Source organism: Streptomyces sp. SID5910 (assembly GCF_009862125.1).
Taxonomy (GTDB): domain Bacteria; phylum Actinomycetota; class Actinomycetes; order Streptomycetales; family Streptomycetaceae; genus Streptomyces.
On the sequence record NZ_WWHX01000348.1, the window covers coordinates 1 to 18,262 of the forward strand.

General features: G+C 72.1%; 17 protein-coding genes. 10 read left to right on the forward strand and 7 right to left on the reverse strand.

Features of this window, described 5'->3' with window-relative positions:
• Nucleotides 1–501 (forward strand): alpha amylase C-terminal domain-containing protein (locus GTW67_RS11900; RefSeq protein ID WP_202437130.1); only part of this gene is annotated, 501 nt, incomplete at its 5' end.
• Nucleotides 502–577: 76 nt separating this feature from the next.
• Here GTW67_RS11900 and GTW67_RS11905 read toward each other — a convergent pair.
• On the reverse strand, nucleotides 578–2,161 hold the full coding sequence (locus tag GTW67_RS11905; RefSeq protein WP_161164775.1) for a hypothetical protein: 1,584 nt from the start codon (nucleotides 2,159–2,161) through the stop codon (nucleotides 578–580).
• A 285-nt stretch (nucleotides 2,162–2,446) separates the two neighbouring features.
• Here GTW67_RS11905 and GTW67_RS11910 point away from each other — a divergent pair, with 285 nt between their 5' ends.
• Nucleotides 2,447–3,427 carry a DUF5937 family protein gene (locus tag GTW67_RS11910; RefSeq protein ID WP_161164776.1) on the forward strand — a complete coding sequence of 327 codons (981 nt, stop codon included), beginning with the start codon at nucleotides 2,447–2,449 and terminating at the stop codon, nucleotides 3,425–3,427.
• A 30-nt stretch (nucleotides 3,428–3,457) separates the two neighbouring features.
• Here GTW67_RS11910 and GTW67_RS11915 read toward each other — a convergent pair whose 3' ends face one another.
• The 4 genes from GTW67_RS11915 to GTW67_RS11930 form a co-directional block, all read right to left on the reverse strand.
• Nucleotides 3,458–5,728, reverse strand: coding sequence for a HelD family protein (locus tag GTW67_RS11915; protein ID WP_161164777.1), 2,271 nt, complete (start codon nucleotides 5,726–5,728; stop codon nucleotides 3,458–3,460).
• A gap of 120 nt (nucleotides 5,729–5,848) precedes the next feature.
• Nucleotides 5,849–6,181: a thioredoxin gene (trxA, locus tag GTW67_RS11920; protein ID WP_161164778.1), complete on the reverse strand. Its 333-nt coding sequence runs from the start codon at nucleotides 6,179–6,181 to the stop codon at nucleotides 5,849–5,851.
• Entirely contained in the window at nucleotides 6,178–6,606 is a 429-nt protein-coding gene (locus tag GTW67_RS11925; protein ID WP_161164779.1) for a MerR family transcriptional regulator, read from the reverse strand. Before GTW67_RS11925 ends, trxA begins: the two co-directional genes overlap by 4 nt.
• A gap of 121 nt (nucleotides 6,607–6,727) precedes the next feature.
• Nucleotides 6,728–8,116: a cation:dicarboxylate symporter family transporter gene (locus tag GTW67_RS11930; protein ID WP_161164780.1), complete on the reverse strand. Its 1,389-nt coding sequence runs from the start codon at nucleotides 8,114–8,116 to the stop codon at nucleotides 6,728–6,730.
• A 154-nt stretch (nucleotides 8,117–8,270) separates the two neighbouring features.
• Between GTW67_RS11930 and GTW67_RS11935 the strand changes: the two genes are divergently transcribed.
• From GTW67_RS11935 to GTW67_RS11960, 6 genes are all read left to right on the forward strand, one after another.
• Entirely contained in the window at nucleotides 8,271–10,016 is a 1,746-nt protein-coding gene (locus tag GTW67_RS11935) for a sensor histidine kinase (protein ID WP_161164781.1), read from the forward strand.
• Nucleotides 10,013–10,711 (forward strand): response regulator, encoded by a 699-nt coding sequence (locus GTW67_RS11940; protein WP_161164782.1) that lies wholly within the window; start codon nucleotides 10,013–10,015, stop codon nucleotides 10,709–10,711. Before GTW67_RS11935 ends, GTW67_RS11940 begins: the two co-directional genes overlap by 4 nt.
• Nucleotides 10,712–10,833: 122 nt before the next feature.
• Complete coding sequence (locus GTW67_RS11945) at nucleotides 10,834–12,204, forward strand: extracellular solute-binding protein (protein WP_161164783.1); 1,371 nt, start codon at nucleotides 10,834–10,836, stop codon at nucleotides 12,202–12,204.
• Nucleotides 12,201–13,079 carry an ABC transporter permease subunit gene (locus GTW67_RS11950; RefSeq protein WP_161164784.1) on the forward strand — a complete coding sequence of 293 codons (879 nt, stop codon included), beginning with the start codon at nucleotides 12,201–12,203 and terminating at the stop codon, nucleotides 13,077–13,079. The genes GTW67_RS11945 and GTW67_RS11950 overlap by 4 nt, the downstream gene beginning before the upstream one ends.
• Nucleotides 13,080–13,084: 5 nt before the next feature.
• Nucleotides 13,085–13,951, forward strand: a complete 867-nt coding sequence (locus tag GTW67_RS11955; protein ID WP_161164785.1) for a carbohydrate ABC transporter permease — start codon at nucleotides 13,085–13,087, stop codon at nucleotides 13,949–13,951.
• Nucleotides 13,952–14,040: 89 nt separating this feature from the next.
• Nucleotides 14,041–14,757, forward strand: a complete 717-nt coding sequence (locus GTW67_RS11960) for a helix-turn-helix domain-containing protein (protein WP_161164786.1) — start codon at nucleotides 14,041–14,043, stop codon at nucleotides 14,755–14,757.
• A 46-nt stretch (nucleotides 14,758–14,803) separates the two neighbouring features.
• On the opposite strand, the gene GTW67_RS11965 is transcribed toward GTW67_RS11960, so the two are convergent.
• Nucleotides 14,804–15,493, reverse strand: coding sequence for an alpha/beta fold hydrolase (locus tag GTW67_RS11965; protein WP_161164787.1), 690 nt, complete (start codon nucleotides 15,491–15,493; stop codon nucleotides 14,804–14,806).
• A gap of 138 nt (nucleotides 15,494–15,631) precedes the next feature.
• Here GTW67_RS11965 and GTW67_RS11970 point away from each other — a divergent pair, with 138 nt between their 5' ends.
• Nucleotides 15,632–16,597, forward strand: coding sequence for a WYL domain-containing protein (locus GTW67_RS11970; protein ID WP_161164788.1), 966 nt, complete (start codon nucleotides 15,632–15,634; stop codon nucleotides 16,595–16,597).
• A 15-nt stretch (nucleotides 16,598–16,612) separates the two neighbouring features.
• On the opposite strand, the gene GTW67_RS11975 is transcribed toward GTW67_RS11970, so the two are convergent.
• Nucleotides 16,613–17,638 carry an ATP-dependent 6-phosphofructokinase gene (locus GTW67_RS11975; RefSeq protein WP_161164789.1) on the reverse strand — a complete coding sequence of 342 codons (1,026 nt, stop codon included), beginning with the start codon at nucleotides 17,636–17,638 and terminating at the stop codon, nucleotides 16,613–16,615.
• Nucleotides 17,639–17,885: 247 nt separating this feature from the next.
• Here GTW67_RS11975 and GTW67_RS11980 point away from each other — a divergent pair.
• Nucleotides 17,886–18,262, forward strand: a 377-nt coding sequence (locus GTW67_RS11980; RefSeq protein ID WP_161164790.1) for an AAA family ATPase, incomplete at its 3' end; no start/stop codon positions are given.

Below are 18,262 nucleotides of genomic sequence, written 5' to 3' on the forward strand. Positions count from 1 at the left end.
CTGCTGTTCATGGGCCAGGAGTTCGCGCAGGGCGCCGAGTGGTCGGAGGAGCGCGGCCCCGACTGGTGGCTGCTGGACCCGCAGTACGGCGCGGCGGCCGAGCACCGGGGCGTGCTGGACCTGGTCCGCGATCTGAACACCGTGTACCGGGACACGCCCGCGCTGTGGCAGCGGGACACCCACCCGGCCGGTTTCTCGTGGGTGGTCGGGGACGCGTCCGAGGACAACGTCCTCGCGTTCCTGCGCTGCGACGCGGACGGCACCCCGCTGCTCGCGGTGTCCAACTTCGCGCCGGTGGTCCGCCCCGACTACCGCCTCGGCGTCCCCGACGAGGTGCCCGCCTGGCACGAGGTGCTGAACACCGACGCCGCCCGCTACGGCGGCGGCGACGTCGGCAACCCCGGCCCGGTGAAGCCGGAGCCGCAGGGCTGGCACGGCCGCCCGGCGAGCATCCGGCTGACCCTGCCGCCCCTGGCGACGGTCTGGCTGCGCCCGGCGTGACGGCGGGATCCCCGGCTGCCCGACGGCAGCCGGGGACCTCCCCCGGTCGGGACCTCCCCCGAGGCCCCCGGCAGGGTCAGGAGCCGAAGCCGCTGACCACGTCGTTCATCGGGTAGCTGTACACCTCCCGCTCACAGGCGCCGCAGGCGCTCGGCGCGTGCTCGCTGAGCGACCACAGGCGCGGCGCACGCCCGTCGCCCCGGCCGTGGGCCAGGTACAGGTCCTCCGGCCCGAACGAGGTCTGGAGCGTCTTGGCGTTGCCGGCCAGCTGCCCGTCCCCGCCGGCCGTGGCCTGGAGCAGGCGGCCGTTGTCGTAGGCGTTGCTGCGGTGGAAGTACCAGTGGCCCTCGTACCGCAGGGCGCCCTGGATCTTGTGCCACAGCGGCTCGTCGCCGAACGTGGCGCCGGTGGGCAGCCCGTACGCCTGGTCGGCGTCGGCCACCTTGCCGGAGGCGCCCTCGACGGCGGCGGTGAGCGCGGTCATGGGGTAGGTGCCCACGCGGCCGTTGCTCATGGTGTCGGTGGGGTTCTTGCCCATGTTGCAGTACTCGCCCAGGATCAGGTGGTCGGTCCCGGTGCGGTCGAGGGAGACGTAGGACGCCTTGGGGCGGCCGGTCTTGTAGCACTGGTTCTTGCTGCTGTCGCCGGACGGCTTGGCCGTGGTGAACTTCAGCGTCGCGACCTGCGGCATGACGTAGCGGTAGCCGTAGGCGTACCAGACGTTGCTCTGCCGGCCGATCCGCTTCTTGTCCGTCAGGTCGCTGGGCAGGCCGTCCTGCATCTTGTCCTCGGTCGCGGAGTCGTTGTCCGGGTTGAGGTCCATGATCTTGCGCAGGTCGAAGACGCGCATGCCGTTGGCGGTGTCGGCGACGTAGAGGTAGTTGCCGTACCAGACCATGCCGCCGGCGTGGATGCCGTTCTGCGCGCCGCACTTCTCGGTCACGACCTGGTTGCACAGGCCCTCGCGGGCGTGCAGGGCGTCGAAGGAGATGTGGTCGGCGGAGTTGACGTAGGGCCAGACCAGCAGGACGTGCCGGTACTTCTTGGTGGCCTGGTTGAAGAAGGTGACGCGGACGCCCTTCTCGTTGCAGGCGTCGGACACGCCGGACTTGAGGCAGTTGTCGCGGCCGGCGACGTAGTCGCTGCGTCCGGGGTTCTTGTTGTCGTAGGAGCCGACCGCGACCGGCTCGGCGTTCGACGTGCCCCAGTCCTCGTCCTCCTGGGCGTCGGAGACGCCGGAGATCGCCTGCGGGATCCACTCCGTGGAGGTGGCGTCGTCGCTCTTCCAGCACGTCCGGTCGGCGGTCAGGTCGGGCCCGTAGATGCCGGTGTCGCCGCAGTCCGCGGCGCCCCGGCCGGCCGGGCGGTTGGCCTGCGCCAGCAGCTCGGTCAGCCCCTGCTTGGGCAGGGCGGCGTCCAGCCGGCCCACGAGGGAACCCAGGTCGGAGCCGGCCGCGAGCCGGAAGTCCGCCGGGCGGCCCGGGACCGGAGCGGCCGGGGCCACGGAGGAGCCGGTGGCGGATGCGCCGTCGGGGGCGACCGTGTCGTCCTGCTCGCTCTCGGGCTCGTTGGCGAAACCGTCGTCGGGCATGCCCTCGTGCACGGGCACCGGATCGTCGGCCGCCACCGCCGGCTGGCCGGCGGGCAGGGCGAGGGACATGAGGGCTCCGGCCAGTACGGTGCCTGCGGCCAGGCGCAGGCGTGGTAATGCTCGCCTCATTCGGAAGCCTTTCGTGAGGGGACGCCGCGAAGGCACGACGCCGACGAGTCTTGACGTAGCGGGCCCGTACACCAATAGATTCGGGTGCGGGCGAATCCGCGGTGCCGGCCCGCGGCCAGGACCGCGGCCGCGTCCAGAGCCCGTTATGACATATACATGACATAACGGTCGAAAAGGGGGACGACCCTCCGCGACCGCGCCGCGGTTGTCACGACACGGGGGACCATGCCGACACGACTGCACTTCGACGAGGACGACTACCTCAACTGCCGCTTCGCCCACTCCGCGCTGTGGGAGACCCAGGCGGTGGCCCATCTGCTCAAGCGGCCCGACCGCCAGGCCTATCAGCGGCCCTGGCTGCGCCGCACCCGGCGGCAGGCGGCCGCCATGGACCTGACGCCCCTGTGGCTGCTGATGCCGCAGCGCGGGCTGACCCCCGGCTGGCTGTGCCCGCCGCCGGCCACCCCGGCGGCCGGTTTCGAGGACGAGATCGCCCAGGTCCGCGCGGCCGACCCCGCCTCGGCCCGCGAGGACGCCCTCCGCTCGCTGAAGGCCACCCCGGGTGCGCTCGCCGCCGCCCGCGACCGGGGCTGGCTGAGCGACCCCGCCCGCATGGTCCGGGAGGTGTCCGGCGTCCTGGAGCAGATCTGGGCCCGCCTCATCGCACCGGACTGGCCCCGGCTGCGCGCCCTGCTGGAGGCCGACATCGCCTTCCGCACCCGCCAGCTCGCCGAGCACGGACTCGGTGAGCTGCTCCCCGGGATCAGCGACCGCTGCGCCTGGCGGCCCGGCACGCTCACCGTGCAGGACCGCGCCGACCGCGAACGGCACCTGGGCGGGCAGGGACTCGTCCTCATGCCCAGCGTCTTCGTCTGGCCCCATGTGATCGGCACGTTCGAGCCGCCCTGGCAGCCCACGCTCGCCTACCCCGCCCGCGGCATCGTCAGCCTGTGGACCGAGCCCGCCGCCCAGGCCGGCGCCACCCTCACCCGGCTCCTCGGGCGGGGGCGCGCGGTCGTCCTCGCCGCCCTCGACACCCCGGCCTCCACGACCGGGCTCGCCGAGCGGCTGGACCTCGCGCCGTCCTCCGTGTCGTCGCACCTGAGCGTGCTGCGCGAGGCCGGCCTGCTCACCGCCCGCCGGTACGGCCGCCACGTCCTGTACGAGCGGACGGGGCTGGGGGACGCCCTGGCGGCGGGGAGCTGACCGCGCCCCCTGCCGTCCGGGAGGCCCCGTCTATCCGGCCGCGTCCACCAGCCCCTTCGGCAGCGGCCCGGTGTGCAGGACGCCGAGGTGCTGGGTGGCGCGGGTGAGGGCCACGTACAGGTCGCTCGTGCCGTAGCGGCCGGGCTCGACCACCAGGACGGAGTCGAACTCCAGGCCCTTGGACTGGCGCGGGTCGAGCAGGACGACGGACCGGGTCAGGTCCGGCTCGGCACCCGCCGTGACGCCGTCCAGGCGGGCCGCGAGCGCGCCGTGCAGGTCGCGCGGGGCGATGACGGCGAGGCGGCCCTCCTCCGGGGTCAGTTCGCGCACGGCCTCGGCGACGGCCGACGGGAGGTCGCCGGTGGCGCGGATCCAGGGCCGTACGCCCGTGGAGCGCACCGAGCTCGGCGGGGTGAACTCCGGGTCCTCCGCGCGGACGACGGCCGCCGCGAGGTCCATGATCTCGGCCGGGGTGCGGTAGTTGACGCCCAGGCGGGTGTGCTCGAAGCGGTCCTCCACGTAGGGGGCGAGGATCTTCGACCAGGAGCCGACGCCGGCCGCCTCCGCGGTCTGCGCCGGGTCGCCGACCAGGGTCATCGAACGGGTCGGGCAGCGGCGCATCAGCAGCCGCCACGCCATCGGGGACAGCTCCTGCGCCTCGTCCACGATGATGTGCCCGAACGCCCAGGTGCGGTCGGCCGCGGCGCGCTCGGCGGCGCTGCGGTGGTCCTCCTCCTCCTGGCGCTCGGCGAAGCGCTCCGCGTCGATGATGTCGTGCGCGAGCAGGACCTCGGCGTCCTCCGCGTCCTTGTCCTCGAACTCGTACGTCCGCGACGCGTACGACACGTCGAGCACGCCCTGCGCGTAGGCGATCTGCTCCTGGCGCTCACGTTCGGCGCGGGTGCGGGCCACCCGGTCGTCCACGCCGAGCAGTTCGGCCGCCTCGTCCAGCAGGGGCACGTCGGCGACGGTCCAGTGCCGGGTGACCGGGCGGCGGACGGCGGCGGCGTCCTCGGCGGGCAGGAAGGCCTCGGGCGCGGCGAGGAAGTCGGCGACCAGGCGGCGCGGGGTGAGCCGGGGCCAGAGCCGGTCGACGGCCGACCAGACCTCGGGGTTCTCGGCGAGTTCGTCGCGGATCTGGGTGATGTCGCTGGGGTCGAGGAGGTTGGTGCCGTCGTAGGGGTCGGTGCCGATGCGCTCGGCGACCATGTCGGTGAGGGTGTTGAGGATGTGGCCCTCGAAGTGCTCGCGGGCCGCGTTGTGCGGCAGCTTCGCGGCGCGGGTGCGCTCACGGGCGACGTTCACCAGGTCGTCGTCCAGCATGAGGACGTCCCGGTCGTGCTCGATGGCGATGACCGGGTCGGGCAGCGCCTGCCGGTCGCGGACCACCTCGGCGAGGACGTCGGCCATGTCGGCGCGGCCCTTCACCGCGGCCGCCTCCGGGGTGTCCGTGGCCGTGGCCTTCACGCCGGGGAACAGCTCGCCGACCGTCGCGAGGAGTACGCCCGTCTCGCCCAGCGAGGGCAGCACCTCGCCGATGTAGCCGAGGAAGGCGGGGTTGGGGCCGACGATGAGGACGGCGCGCTTGGCGAGCAGTTCGCGGTGCTCGTACAGGAGGTACGCCGCGCGGTGCAGGGCGACGGCGGTCTTGCCGGTGCCGGGACCGCCCTCGACGACCAGGACGCCGCGGTGCGGGGCGCGGATGATGCGGTCCTGGTCGGCCTGGATGGTCTGCACGATGTCGCCCATGCGGCCGGTGCGCGCCGAGTTCAGCGCGGCGAGCAGCACGGCGTCGCCCGACGGGTCCTCGTGGCCGGTCCGGGTGTCGTCGCCGAGGTCGAGGATCTCGTCGTGCAGGGCGGTGACACGGCGGCCCTCGCTCGCGATGTGCCGGCGGCGGCGCAGGCCCATCGGGGTGTGGCCGGTCGCCAGGTAGAAGGGGCGGGCGACGTCGGCCCGCCAGTCGATCAGCACCGGGGTGCGTTCGGCGTCGTCGGCGCGCAGGCCGATGCGGCCGATGTGGTGGCCCGCGCCGGAGGCGAGGTCGATGCGGCCGAAGCACAGGGAGCCGTCCACCGCGTTGAGCGCGGCGAGCAGTCCGGAGCGCTCGGCGACCAGGATGTCCCGCTCCAGCCTGGCCTGCTGAGGGGTGTTGCCCTGCGCGAGCGCCTGCGTCACCGAGACCTCGGCGTCGCCGCGCAGCGCGTCCACGCGCGCGTACAGACCGTCGATGAATTCCTGTTCGTGCCGCAATTCATCGTCCGGAAATTCGTTGTTTGACAATGCCACTCCCGCCCGCATATACTGTGCTCAGTGAACTTCTTCGTGACGCCCTTTTCCTGAAGTCACGAATCATCGAATATACGCAAAGAAATCCCCCGAGCGCAATTGCGCTCGGGGGATTTCTTTTTGTCCTCAATGTCACAGCACGTCGGACAGCTCCTCAAGGAGCCGCCGCTTCGGCCGGGCGCCCACCATCGACCTCACCGGCTCACCGTCCCGGAACAGCATGAACGTCGGCATGGACAGCACCTTGTAGGCGTTGGTCGTCTCCGGGTTCCGGTCGACGTTCAGCTGGACCACGCGGAGCCGGTCCGCCTCCTCCGCGGCCAGGGCGCTGAGCACCGGCGCCATCTGCCGGCACGGCGGGCACCAGTCCGCGGTGAACTCCACCAGCACCGGCAGCGATGCCCCGACGACCTCCTCCGCGAAGGTCGCGTCCGTCACCTCGGCCACACCGGTCGCTACGCTCACAGTCCTCGCCCTCCCAGTTCGCACTCCGGCTCCGGGCCCCCCGGAACCAGCGCCTCGGCGGCCAGCTCCGCCGTCACCCGCTCGGCGCGCGCCAGCTGGCCCGCGACCGTCGCGCGCACGCCGCGCAGCTCGCCGATCAGCGCGTCCAGCTCCGCCAGCTTGCGGCGGTAGACCGCGAGCGACGCCGGGCACGAGTCGCCCTCCGCGTGACCGGCCCGCAGGCACTCCACGAAGGGCCGGGTCTCCTCCAGGTCGAACCCGAAGTCGCGCAGCGTCCTGATCTGCTCCAGCAGCTTCACGTCGCGCTCGTCGTAGGTCCGGTACCCGTGGGCGTCCCGCCGCGCGGACAGCAGCCCGCGTGACTCGTAGTACCGCAGCGTCCGCGTCGTGGTCCCGGCGCGTGCGGCCAGCTCACCGATTCGCATGAGGACGAACGTAAGCCTTGACGCGGACGTCAAGGCAAGGAGGAACGAAGTAGGGAAAGGGTCCGGGCGGCTGAGCGACGGGGGGAGCCCTCAGCCGCCCGGGGTCTGTGCGCGGCGGGCGTCAGGCCTTCGCCAGTTCCTTCTCGCCGCCCTGCTCGGGCAGCTCCGCCGCGGTGTCGCCGCCGTCGTGGCCGTCGTCGAGGAGCGTCCGCTCGTCGAAGGGGACTCGCCCGGCCAGCACCTCGGCGACCCGCGCCTTGTCGATCTCCTTGGTCCAGGTGCCGATCAGGACGGTGGCGACCGCGTTGCCCGCGAAGTTGGTCAGGGCGCGGGCCTCGCTCATGAAGCGGTCGATGCCGACGATCAGGCCGATGCCGTCGACCAGGGCGGGCTTGTGCGACTGGAGACCGCCGGCCAGCGTCGCGAGGCCGGCGCCGGTGACACCGGCGGCGCCCTTGGAGGCGACGAACAGGAACAGCAGCAGCGGGATCTGCTCACCGATCGACATCGGCGTGCCCATGGCGTCGGCGATGAACAGCGAGGCCATGGTCATGTAGATCATGGTGCCGTCGAGATTGAAGGAGTAGCCGGTCGGGACGGTGATGCCGACCACCGGCTTGCTGACGCCCAGGTGCTCCATCTTGGCGATGAGCCGGGGCAGCGCCGACTCGGAGGAGGACGTGGACAGGATCAGCAGGAACTCGCGGCCCAGGTACTTGAAGAGCGAGAGCGCGTTGACGCCGGTGCAGATCTTCAGCAGGGCACCCAGCACCACGATGACGAACAGGACGCAGGTGACGTAGAAGCCGAGCATCAGCACGGCCAGGCTCTTCAGGGCGTCCACACCGGCCGAACCGGTCACCGCCGCCATCGCGCCGAACGCGCCGACCGGCGCCGCCCACATGATCATGGCGAGGACGCGGAAGACGAGGCGCTGGATGTGCTCGACACCGCGCAGCACCGGCTGGCCCGCCTTGCCCATCGCCTGGAGCGCGAAGCCGCAGAGCAGGGCGATCAGCAGGGTCTGAAGGACCTCGCCCTCGGTGAACGCCGAGACGATCGTGGTCGGGATGATGCCGAGCAGGAACTCGGTGGTGTCCTTGGCCTCGGCGTCGACCTGCGCGTGACCGGTCTCCTTGACGGCGTCGGTGACCGCGAGGCCGGTGCCCGGGTCCAGGATGTTGCCGACGATCAGGCCGATCGCCAGGGCGACCATCGACATCACCATGAAGTAGACGAGGGCGATGCCGCCCACCGCGCCGACCTTCGCCGCCTTGCGCACCGATCCGATGCCCAGCACGATCGTGCAGAAGATGATCGGCGAGATCATCATCTTGATCAGGTTCACGAAGCCCGTGCCGATCGGCTTCAGCTCGACCGCGAAGTCGGGCGCGATCAGGCCGACGGCGATACCGAGGGCGACCGCGACGATCACCGCGATGTAGAGGTAGTGCGTGCGGTCCCGTTTGGCTTTGGGTGCGGCTGGTGCCGTATCGGCTCTGCTGGTCACGGCGGCCCTCCTTGACGACGTCGTCGGCATCACCGGCGTGCGGCTCACGTCCGGGCGAATGGCTTGGGGATGGGCCGACTATCCCCCGTCCTGTGAGCGCGGTCACCCTTGCGTTCATTTAGTTCGCCGTCAGCCAGGAGAGACACTGGGCGGCATGCGCCTCAGCGTCCCCCGTCCCCGCAGCCTGGCCGGCCAGCTGTTCGCGATGCAGGCCGTGCTGATAGCGGTGGTCGTCGCCGGGTACGCGCTGTTCACCTACCTCGGCGACCGGGGGCAGGCCGAGGACGCCGCCGGACGTCAGGCCAGGTCGGTGGCGCTGTCCATCGCCGACTCGCCGTCCGTGCCGGCCGCGATCGCCACCCCGGACCCGTCGGCGCGGCTCCAGCCGTACGCGGTGCGGGTCATGGGCGACACCGACGTCGACTTCGTGACGATCATGGATCCGCGGGGGATCCGCTGGACGCACCCCGAACCGAAACAGATCGGCCGGCCCTTCCAGGGGCACATCGAGCGCGCCCGGCGGGGCGAGACGTTCACCGAGACCTACACGGGGACGCTCGGCCCCTCCGTCCGGGCCGTCACGCCCGTGCGGGACGAGGACGGGCGCGTCGTGGGCCTGGTCAGCGCCGGGATCAAGGTCGAGGAGATCAGCAAGCGGGCGCAGGACCAGCTGAGGGCCCTGCTCGGCGTCGCGGCCGGGGCCCTGGTGCTCGGCGCGGTCGGCACGTACGTGATCAACGCGCGGCTGCGCCGGCACACCCACGGCATGAACGCGGACGAGCTCAGCCGTATGCACGACTACCATCAGGCGGCCCTGCACGCGGTGCGGGAGGGGCTGCTGATGCTGGACTGGCGGTACCGTGTCGCGCTGATCAACGACGGCGGTCGGGAGCTGCTCGGTGTGAGCGGCGACGTGATCGGCACCTCGGTCGCCGACCTCGGCCTGCCGGCGCAGCTCACGGGGGCGCTGCTGGCGTCGGAGCCGCGGGTGGACGAGGTGCACCTGACGGCCGAGCGGGTGCTGGTGGTGAACACCTCGCCGGTCTCGGGCGGTGAGCGCCGGGGCACGGTGGTGACCCTGCGCGACGTCACCGAGCTTCAGTCGCTGATGGGCGAGCTGGACTCGGAGCGCGGCTTCACGCAGGCGCTGCGCTCGCAGGCGCACGAGGCCGCCAACCGGCTGCACACGGTCGTCTCGCTGATCGAGCTGGGGCGCGCCGAGGAGGCGGTGGACTTCGCGACGGCCGAGCTGGAGCTGGCGCAGGCGCTCACGGACCAGGTGGTGGCGGCGGTGGGCGAGCCGGTGCTGGCCGCGCTGCTGCTGGGCAAGACGGCACAGGCGAACGAGCGGGGGGTGGAGCTGGTGGTCTCGCAGGACAGCCGCCTCGACGACGGCCTGCTGCCCCCGTCCCTGCCCGCCCGGGACCTGGTCACGATCCTCGGCAACCTCATCGACAACGCGGTGGACGCGGCCCAGGGCGCGGTGCCGTCGCGGGTGACGGTGGCGGCGTACACGGGGTCGGGCGGGGGCGCGGGTACGGGAGCCGGCACAGGCACCGCCGGGACGAACGCGGCCGGGCCCCGCTCCGAGCTCGTGCTGCGGGTCTCCGATACCGGGGCGGGGGTCGACCCGGCTCATGCCGGGCTGCTCTTCCAGCGGGGTTTCTCCACCAAGCCGGCCGGGCCCGGCGGGCGGGGGCTGGGGCTCGCACTGGTCCGCCAGGCGGTGCACCGGCACGGCGGCACCCTGACCGTGACGGAGGCCGACGGAGGCGGCGCCCGCTTCGAGGCCCGGCTGCCGCTGGACGGCGCGGCCGCCGGCACGGCGACACCGGCGGTTCCGGCGGGCAGCCCGGCAGCGGCACCGACACCCGCAGCGGCGGCGGGAGGCCCCGCATGACCGCCGAGCAGCCCATCCGCGTCCTCGTCGTCGAGGACGACCCCGTCGCCGCCGACGCGCACGTGATGTACGTAGGGCGGGTACCGGGCTTCACGGCCGTCGGCACAGCGCACTCCGGGGCCGAGGCGCGGCGGCTGCTGGACCGCACGCCGGTCGACCTGCTGCTGCTCGACCTGCACCTGCCCGACGTGCACGGGCTCCAGCTGGCCCGCTCCCTGCGGGCGGCCGGGCACCACACCGACGTGATCGCGGTGACGTCGGCCAGGGACCTGACGGTCGTACGGGAGGGGGTGTCGCTCGGGGTCGTGCAGTACGTGCTGAAGCCGTTCACCTTCGCCACCCTGCGGGACCGGCTGGTGCGGTACGCCGAGTTCCGGGGCGCCGCCGGGGAGGCGAGCGGCCAGGAGGAGGTGGACCGGGCGCTGGCCACGCTGCGCGCCCCCGGCCCGGCGGCGCTGCCCAAGGGCCTCAGCGCGCCCACGCTGGAACGGGTCACGGGCACGCTGCGGGGCGCGGAGGAGGGCCTCACCGCCGCCGGGGTGGCCGAGGCCGTGGGCATCTCCCGGATCACGGCCCGCCGTTACCTGGAGCATCTGGTGGACACCGGCCGCGCCCGGCGCAGCCCCCTCTACGGGCAGGTGGGGCGCCCGGAGCTGGTGTACCGGTGGCTCCGGGGCACCGAGCCGGGCCGGTGAGCACAGGCAATCCACGCAGGTAATCCACCGCACACGCATTGACCTGACTAGACCACTCCTCTTACGTTCGCCGAGCAGCCGTCCCGGCCACAACGTCGTGCGCCAGCAGGAGGTCGTCGCCCGTGCGTCCCACCGTCCGGTTCACCTCGCTCGTCACCCTGACCGCGCTCGCCGCCACCGCACTCGCCGCCTGTTCGAGCGGTTCCGGCAGCGACCCGGACACGGTGAAGGTCTCCTACAAGCAGTCGACGGACAACTCCATCAAGGTGATGGACACCTATCTCGCCGACATCAAGAAGCAGTTCGAGAAGGCCCACCCGGGCAAGAAGGTCGAGCTCGTCCCGATCAAGGCCCCGGACTCGGAGTACTACACCAAGGTGCAGCAGATGCTGCGCTCCCCCAAGACCGCGCCCGACCTGGTCTACGAGGACACCTTCCTCATCAACTCCGACATCACCAGCGGGTACTTGAAGCCCCTCGACGCCTACCTCGCCAAGTGGCCGGACTGGGACCGGTTCATCGACACCGCGAAGACGGCGGCCAAGGGCGAGGACGGCAGGACGTACGGCGTCCCGGACGGCACCGACACCCGCGGGCTGTGGTTCAGCAAGGACGTCTTCGCCAAGGCCGGTCTGCCCGCCGACTGGCAGCCGAAGACCTGGGACGACGTGCTCGCGGCGGCCCGGACCATCAAGGAGAAGGTCCCCGGCGTCACCCCGCTCAACGTGTACACGGGCAAGCCGGCCGGCGAGATGGCCACCATGCAGGGCTTCGAGATGCTGCTGTACGGCACGGGCGACGGGACCGCCGACCCGCTGTACGACAAGGCCGGCAAGAAGTGGATCGCGGCGGGGCAGGGCTTCAAGGACTCCCTCGCGTTCGTCGAGACGGTCTACAAGGAGAAGCTCGGCCCCGAGGTGTCCGACGCCCTCGACCCCAACTTCTCCACCACCGTCCGCGGCGAGCTCCTGCCGCAGGGCAAGCTCGGCATCGCGCTGGACGGCTCCTGGCTGCCGCAGGACTGGCTGGAGGGCAGCGGCCACGAGTGGCCCGAGTGGTCGAAGGAGCTGGGCCTGGCCGCCATGCCGACCCAGCACGGCCAGGCGCCCGGCAAGGTGAGCATGTCCGGCGGCTGGACCTGGGCGGTCCCCGCCAAGGCGGCCAACCCCGACCTGGCCTTCGAGTTCGTCAAGACGATGCAGACCAAGGCCAACGCGCAGAAGTGGTACGTCGCCAACTCCGGCATCGCGGTCCGCGAGGACGTCGCGAGCGACCCCGCGTACATACAGGCCCAGCCCGGCATCAAGTTCTTCACCGACCTGGTCGCCAGCACCCACTACCGGCCCGCCTACCCGGCGTATCCGAAGGTGTCCGTCGCCGTCCAGGAGGCCATGGAGGGCGTGACGACCGGTGACATGTCGGTCGAGGAGGCGGCGCGCGGCTACGACGAGGCGCTGAAGGAGGCCACGGACGGCAAGGTGGTCCGCAAGTGACCGCGGGGACCGGCTCCGTGCGACGCTCCCTGGTCCGCGCCCTGCCCGTCTCCCCCGCGGTCGTCCTGCTGCTCCTCTTCCTGGCCGGCCCGATCGCCTACTGCGTCGTCATCGCCTTCACCGACCTCCAGCTGACCGGTCAGGCCGAGGAGTCCTTCGTCGGGCTCGACAACTTCCGGCGGGCCTTCCGGGACGAGGCGTTCCTCAACGCCGTGTGGCTGACGCTGGTCTTCACGGTGCTGTCGTCACTGGTCGGGCAGAACACCCTCGGGCTGGCGCTGGCCTCGCTGATGCAGCGCGCCTCGAAGCCGGTCCGTACGCTCACCGGCGGCATCGTCGTCACGGCGTGGGTGCTGCCGGAGGTGGTGGCGGGCTTCCTGCTCTACGCCTTCTTCCGCCGCGAGGGCACCCTCAACGCCCTCCTCGACTGGCTCCATCTGCCGTCCCAGAACTGGCTGTTCACGCTGCCGATCCTGGCGGTGTCCTTCGCCAACGTCTGGCGCGGCACGGCGTTCTCGATGCTGGTGTACTCGGCCGCGCTGAACGAGATCCCGAAGGAGATCACCGAGGCCGCCGAGGTGGACGGCGCGGGCGGCTGGCGCCGGATGTGGCACATCACGCTGCCGATGATCCGCCGCTCCATCGGCACCAACCTCATGCTCAACACCCTTCAGACGCTCTCGGTGTTCGGCCTGATCTGGGTGATGACACGGGGCGGCCCGAGCGGGAAGAGCCAGACGCTGCCGCTGTTCATGTACGAACAGGCCTTCCAGAACAGCCTGATCGGCTACGGCACGGCGGTGGCGCTGCTGCTGTTGCTGATCGGCTCGCTGTTCTCGGTCGTGTATCTGCGCCTGCTGCGGACGGAGGTCTGACCGCCATGGCCCGCACAACGCTCAGGACCCGCACGAGACGCACGCCCGCCTCCCGTCGTACGACCCGGCGGCTGGCCGCCGACGCCGGGCTGCTGGTGGCCGCCGCCGCCTTCGTGCTGCCGCTGGCGTGGGTGGTGCTGTCCGCCCTCGACCCGCACGCCAGCCTGCGGGTGAAGGCCCCCGACGGCCTCACCCTGGACAACTTCGACGCGATCCTCACCGACGACATCACCTTCACCCCGCTGCTCAACAGCCTGGTGCTGTGCGGCGGCGCGACCCTGCTGACGGTGGTGTGCGCGGCGCTCGCCGCGTATCCGCTGTCCCGCTTCCGGTCCCGGCTGAACCGGCCGTTCCTGCTGACCGTGCTGTTCGCGACCAGCCTGCCCATCACGGCGATCATGGTGCCGGTCTACGCCCTGTTCGTGCGGGTGAACCTGATCGACACCCTCCAGGGCACCGTCTTCTTCTTCGCCGCGTCCCAACTGCCGTTCGCCATCTGGCTGATGAAGAACTTCATGGACGGCGTGCCCAAGGAGCTGGAGGAGGCGGCGTGGACGGACGGCGCGTCCTCGTTCCAGTCGCTGCTGCGGATCGTGCTGCCCCTGATGGGTCCGGGCGTGGCGGTGGTGACGGTGTTCTCGTTCGTGATGATGTGGGGGAACTTCTTCGTCCCCTTCATGCTGCTGCTCACCCCGGACCGGATGCCGGCGTCGGTGAGCATCAACGACTTCTTCGGCAACCGGGGCATGGTCGCGTACGGGCAGCTCGCGGCGTTCTCCGTCGTCTACTCGACGCCGGTGATCCTGCTGTACGTGCTGATCTCCCGGCGGCTCGGCGGCGGCTTCGCGCTGGGCGGGGCGGTCAAGGGATGAACAGGGGACGCCCCCGCGTGCCCGTAGGTTCGTACAATCCGTATCGCTGGGCGAACAGCCCGTAGTCAAGTCGGCCGGGGGCCCCTACGGTGTGGCCCGTGCGCCGACCCTCACCTCACCCGAACCAGCCGGGTCCCCCGTTCAACGCCCTCGCCGCCCGCCGTCTCCGTGCCGCCCTCGGCATGGGGCCCGAACACGTCGCCCACGGCATGCGGGTGTCGTACGGGCTGCCGTACGTCACCCCGGATCTCGTCGTCGCGTGGGAACGGGGGCTCGCCTCGCCCGGCAACCCCGAACTCACGGCCCTCGCGGGCGTGCTGTGGTGCTCGCCCGGTGAGCTCATCGGCCGCCCGCAGACCCTGCGCGAGCACCGCATCGCCCGCGGGCTCGCACCGGAGGACGTGGCGCGTGCCGTCGGGCTCGGGCTGGACGCCTATCTGAAGATGGAGGAGAAGGAGGACTGGCGGGGCACCGACCGCCAGTCCTCCGCGCTCGCCGACGTCCTCGGCCTCGAACTGCCCGACTTCGTCACCGTCACCGGGCGCGACGAGAAACTCGCCGACCTGCTGCGCAGCGCGGTGAACACCCGCTGGCAGGGGTACGTCCGCCCGGTCGCGAAGATCGCTCCGCTGGACCGGCAGATCCTGGAGGAAGTGCTCCAGGAACTGCACCAGGACTACCAGGGGCACATGGTCGCCACCCTCAGCTGGGGCGGCGGCGGCGGTGACTCCAGCGCGGCCGGCCGGGACTACCTCGACCGGATCGTGGAGCACTTCTGGACGGTGGTCCGCAAGCACACGGAGTGACGTCGTCCGTGAGCGCGCCGAGTGAGGGCGAGTGAGGTGCGGCCGGTCATGCCGCGTCGTCGGCCGCGGCGCCCAGGATCCGGGCGAGCTCGGCGGGCCTGGTGATCATGGGCCAGTGGCCCGCGTCGATGTCGACGAGGTCGACGCGCTCGGCCCGGGCGAGCTCCGGGACGTCGCCGGCGTCGATCCACTTCCGCGCCTGCTCGGGGGTGAACTCCGGGCACACGACCACGACCGGCACCCCGAACCGCCGCTCGTCCGCGAACCGCACCACACCCCGGGCCACGTCCTCCGGCACGGGGATCGCGGCGGCCGCGAACTCCCGCCTGGCCTCCGCGTCGAGATCGGCGGCGTCCGGCCCTTCGAACGGCTCCCAGCCGGGGAACGGCATGACACCGTCGCGCACCTCGAAGAAGTCGGCGTACGGCTGTCCGTCGCCGGTGGGGAAGCCACCGACGAGGGCGACCCCGGCCACCCGCTCCGGCCGCCGGTCCGCGGCCAGCCAGGCCAGGGTGCAGGCGGCGGAGTGCCCCACCACCAGGCTCCTGCCGGGCGCCGCGTCCACCGCGGCGAGCACCGCGGCCAGCTGGTCGTCGAGCGTCGCGGAGGCGTCGCCGTCGCCCTGGCCGGGGAGGGTGAGCGGCACCGGGCGGTGGCCGAGCGGTTCCAGCGCGGACGCGACGCGGTCCCACACGGACCCGCGCAGCCACAGGCCGCCGACGAGCAGGATGTCCATGGTCGGTTCCCCTTCTTCGGGTTCTCGGACGAGCACGGCGGGACGTCCCCCGCCGCGAACTCACCGTAGGAGGAGATCCGGACGATCCACTGCCGGTACGACCGCGCCAACCGCCGGAAAAGGCCCTAACCTGCTCCCGTGCCGAACGACCTCAGCCCCACCGCGCGAGCGCTGCGCACCCTGGAGATCCTCCAGGCCCGCCCCGGAACGACGGCCGGCGACCTCGCCGAGCGGCTGGGCGTCACGGAACGGGCCGCGCGCCGCTACGTCGGCATCCTCAGGGAGGCCGGCATCCCCGTGCAGTCGGCCCGCGGGCCGCACGGCGGGTACCGGCTGGGCCGCGGGACACGGCTGCCCCCGGTGCACTTCACGCAGGCCGAGGCGCTGGGCCTGGTGATGGCGGTGCTCGGCGACCAGCCCGCCGCGGCCGACGCCGACGACCTGGTCGGCACCGCGCTGGGCAAGGTCGTCAAGGCGCTGCCGGAGCACGTCGGCCGGCAGGCGGCCCTGCTGCGGGAGTACGCGTCGGCCGCGCCCGACCCGTACGCGGTCCGCCCGGACCCGGCCGTCACCAGCGAGCTCGTCGAGGCCGTCGCGGCCCGGCACCGTGTGCTGGTCACCTACCGCAGCGAGGCCGGGAACGAGTGGGAGGCCGAGGTCGAGCCCTGGTCCCTCGTCGTGCGCCACGGGCGCTGGTATCTGCTGTGCCACTCGCTGCGCGCCTGCGCGATCCGCACCTACCGGGTCGACCGGATCCGCGCGGCCCGGGCGACCGGGCACGGCTTCGCACCGCCCGCGGACCTGGACCCGGTGGCGGTGCTGGAGGAGAACCTGGGGCTGGGCTGGGAGTTCGCCACGCGCGTGGTGTTCGACGCCCCGCCGGCCGAGGTGGCCCGCTGGGTCCGGCCGCCCATGGGACGGCTGGAGCCCTCGGGGAACGGGTGCGTGCTGGTCGGCAGCACCCGCAACCCGGACATGTACGCGCAGGAGTGGCTGGCGCGGCTGCCGTTCGCCTTCCGCGTCGAGGGCGGGGAGGAACTGCGGGCCGCGGTCGCGGCGCTGGCGACGCGCTTCACCGCCGCGGTGACGCGGGACCGGGCCTGAGCGGGCCCCGGCCCGCTAGAAGACCGACTCGGCCTCGTCCATGCGGTCCTTGGGCACCGTCTTCAGCTCGGTCACGGCCTCGGCGAGCGGCACCATGACGACGTCCGTGCCGCGCAGCGCGGTCATCCGGCCGAACTCGCCCCGGTGCGCGGCCTCGACCGCGTGCCAGCCGAAGCGGGTGGCGAGCACCCGGTCGTACGCGGTCGGTACGCCGCCGCGCTGGACGTGACCGAGGATGACCGGCTTGGCCTCCTTGCCGAGCCGCCGCTCCAGCTCGTACGCCAGTGCCGTGCCGATGCCCTGGAAGCGCTCGTGGCCGAACTTGTCGATCGCGCCCTTGCCGTAGTCCATGGAGCCGTCGACGGGGTGGGCGCCCTCGGCGACGCAGACGACGGCGAACTTCTTGCCACGGGCGAAGCGGGCCTCGACCATCTTGACCAGGTCGGCCGGGTCGAAGGGGCGCTCGGGCAGGCAGATGCCGTGGGCGCCGGCGGCCATGCCGGACTCCAGGGCGATCCACCCGGCGTGCCGGCCCATGACCTCGACGACCATCACGCGCTGGTGGGACTCGGCGGTGGTCTTGAGGCGGTCCATCGCCTCCGTGGCCACGCCGACGGCCGTGTCGAAGCCGAAGGTGCGGTCGGTGGAGGAGATGTCGTTGTCGATGGTCTTGGGCACGCCGACCACCGGCAGCCCCGCGTCGGACAGCATCCGGGCCGCCGTGAGCGTGCCCTCGCCGCCGATCGGGATCAGCGCGTCGATGCCGAAGTTCTGGATCATGTCGCCGGCGTTCTCGCAGGCCTCGCGGAGCCGGTCGCGCTCCAGCCGGGAGGAGCCGAGGATGGTGCCGCCGCGGGCCAGGATGCCGCTGACCGCGTTCAGGTCGAGGACGCGGTAACGGCCGTCCAACAGGCCCGCGTAGCCGTCCTCGAAGCCGATGACCTCGTCGCCGTAGTTGTCGACCGCTCGGTGCACGACCGACCGGATCACTGCGTTCAGGCCGGGGCAGTCGCCGCCTGCGGTGAGAACTCCGATACGCATCGTGCTGTGTCTCCTGCTCGCTGTGGACACCGGTGAGCCACGTCCGATTCTTTCACGTCCCCCGAGGGGATGCCGCTTCCGTACGGTCGGCACCACAGCCGCCCCGGAGCACGGCTCACTGACGGGCGCCTTATCTATTGGGAGAGGTATTGTCAAGAGGGTTCTGCTCACCACGGTGGGCGATTTTTGATGCCGTCCGGGCAGCCGCCACCAGGACACCTTCCACCAGACGAAACGGAGAGCACGCGTGACGCGCAGCGTGTACGTGACCGGTATCGACCGCGGCGACGGCCGCCAGGTCGTCGATCTGGGGGTCATGGAGCTCCTGACCCGGCAGGTCGACCGGGTCGGCGTCTTCCGTCCCCTGGTCCACGACGGGCCGGACCGCCTCTTCGAGCTGCTGCGCGCCCGCTACCGGCTCTCGCAGGACCCCGCCACGGTCTACGGCCTGGACTACCAGGAGGCCTCCGCGCTCCAGGCCGAACAGGGCACGGACGAGCTGGTGTCCGCGCTGGTCGACCGCTTCCACCTGGTCGCCCGCGACTACGACGTCGTCCTCGTCCTCGGCACCGACTTCGCCGGCACCCAGCTCCCGGACGAGCTGTCGCTGAACGCGCGCCTGGA

Coding starts and splice junctions, on each gene's coding strand:
- GTW67_RS11905 (WP_161164775.1), bottom strand. CDS start 2,161: ATGTCCCTCGCCCTGCCCGCCGGCCAGCCGGCGGTGGCGGCCGACGAT.
- GTW67_RS11910 (WP_161164776.1), top strand. CDS start 2,447: ATGCCGACACGACTGCACTTCGACGAGGACGACTACCTCAACTGCCGC.
- GTW67_RS11915 (WP_161164777.1), bottom strand. CDS start 5,728: ATGCGGGCGGGAGTGGCATTGTCAAACAACGAATTTCCGGACGATGAA.
- GTW67_RS11925 (WP_161164779.1), bottom strand. CDS start 6,606: ATGCGAATCGGTGAGCTGGCCGCACGCGCCGGGACCACGACGCGGACG.
- GTW67_RS11935 (WP_161164781.1), top strand. CDS start 8,271: ATGCGCCTCAGCGTCCCCCGTCCCCGCAGCCTGGCCGGCCAGCTGTTC.
- GTW67_RS11940 (WP_161164782.1), top strand. CDS start 10,013: ATGACCGCCGAGCAGCCCATCCGCGTCCTCGTCGTCGAGGACGACCCC.
- GTW67_RS11955 (WP_161164785.1), top strand. CDS start 13,085: ATGGCCCGCACAACGCTCAGGACCCGCACGAGACGCACGCCCGCCTCC.
- GTW67_RS11965 (WP_161164787.1), bottom strand. CDS start 15,493: ATGGACATCCTGCTCGTCGGCGGCCTGTGGCTGCGCGGGTCCGTGTGG.
- GTW67_RS11975 (WP_161164789.1), bottom strand. CDS start 17,638: ATGCGTATCGGAGTTCTCACCGCAGGCGGCGACTGCCCCGGCCTGAAC.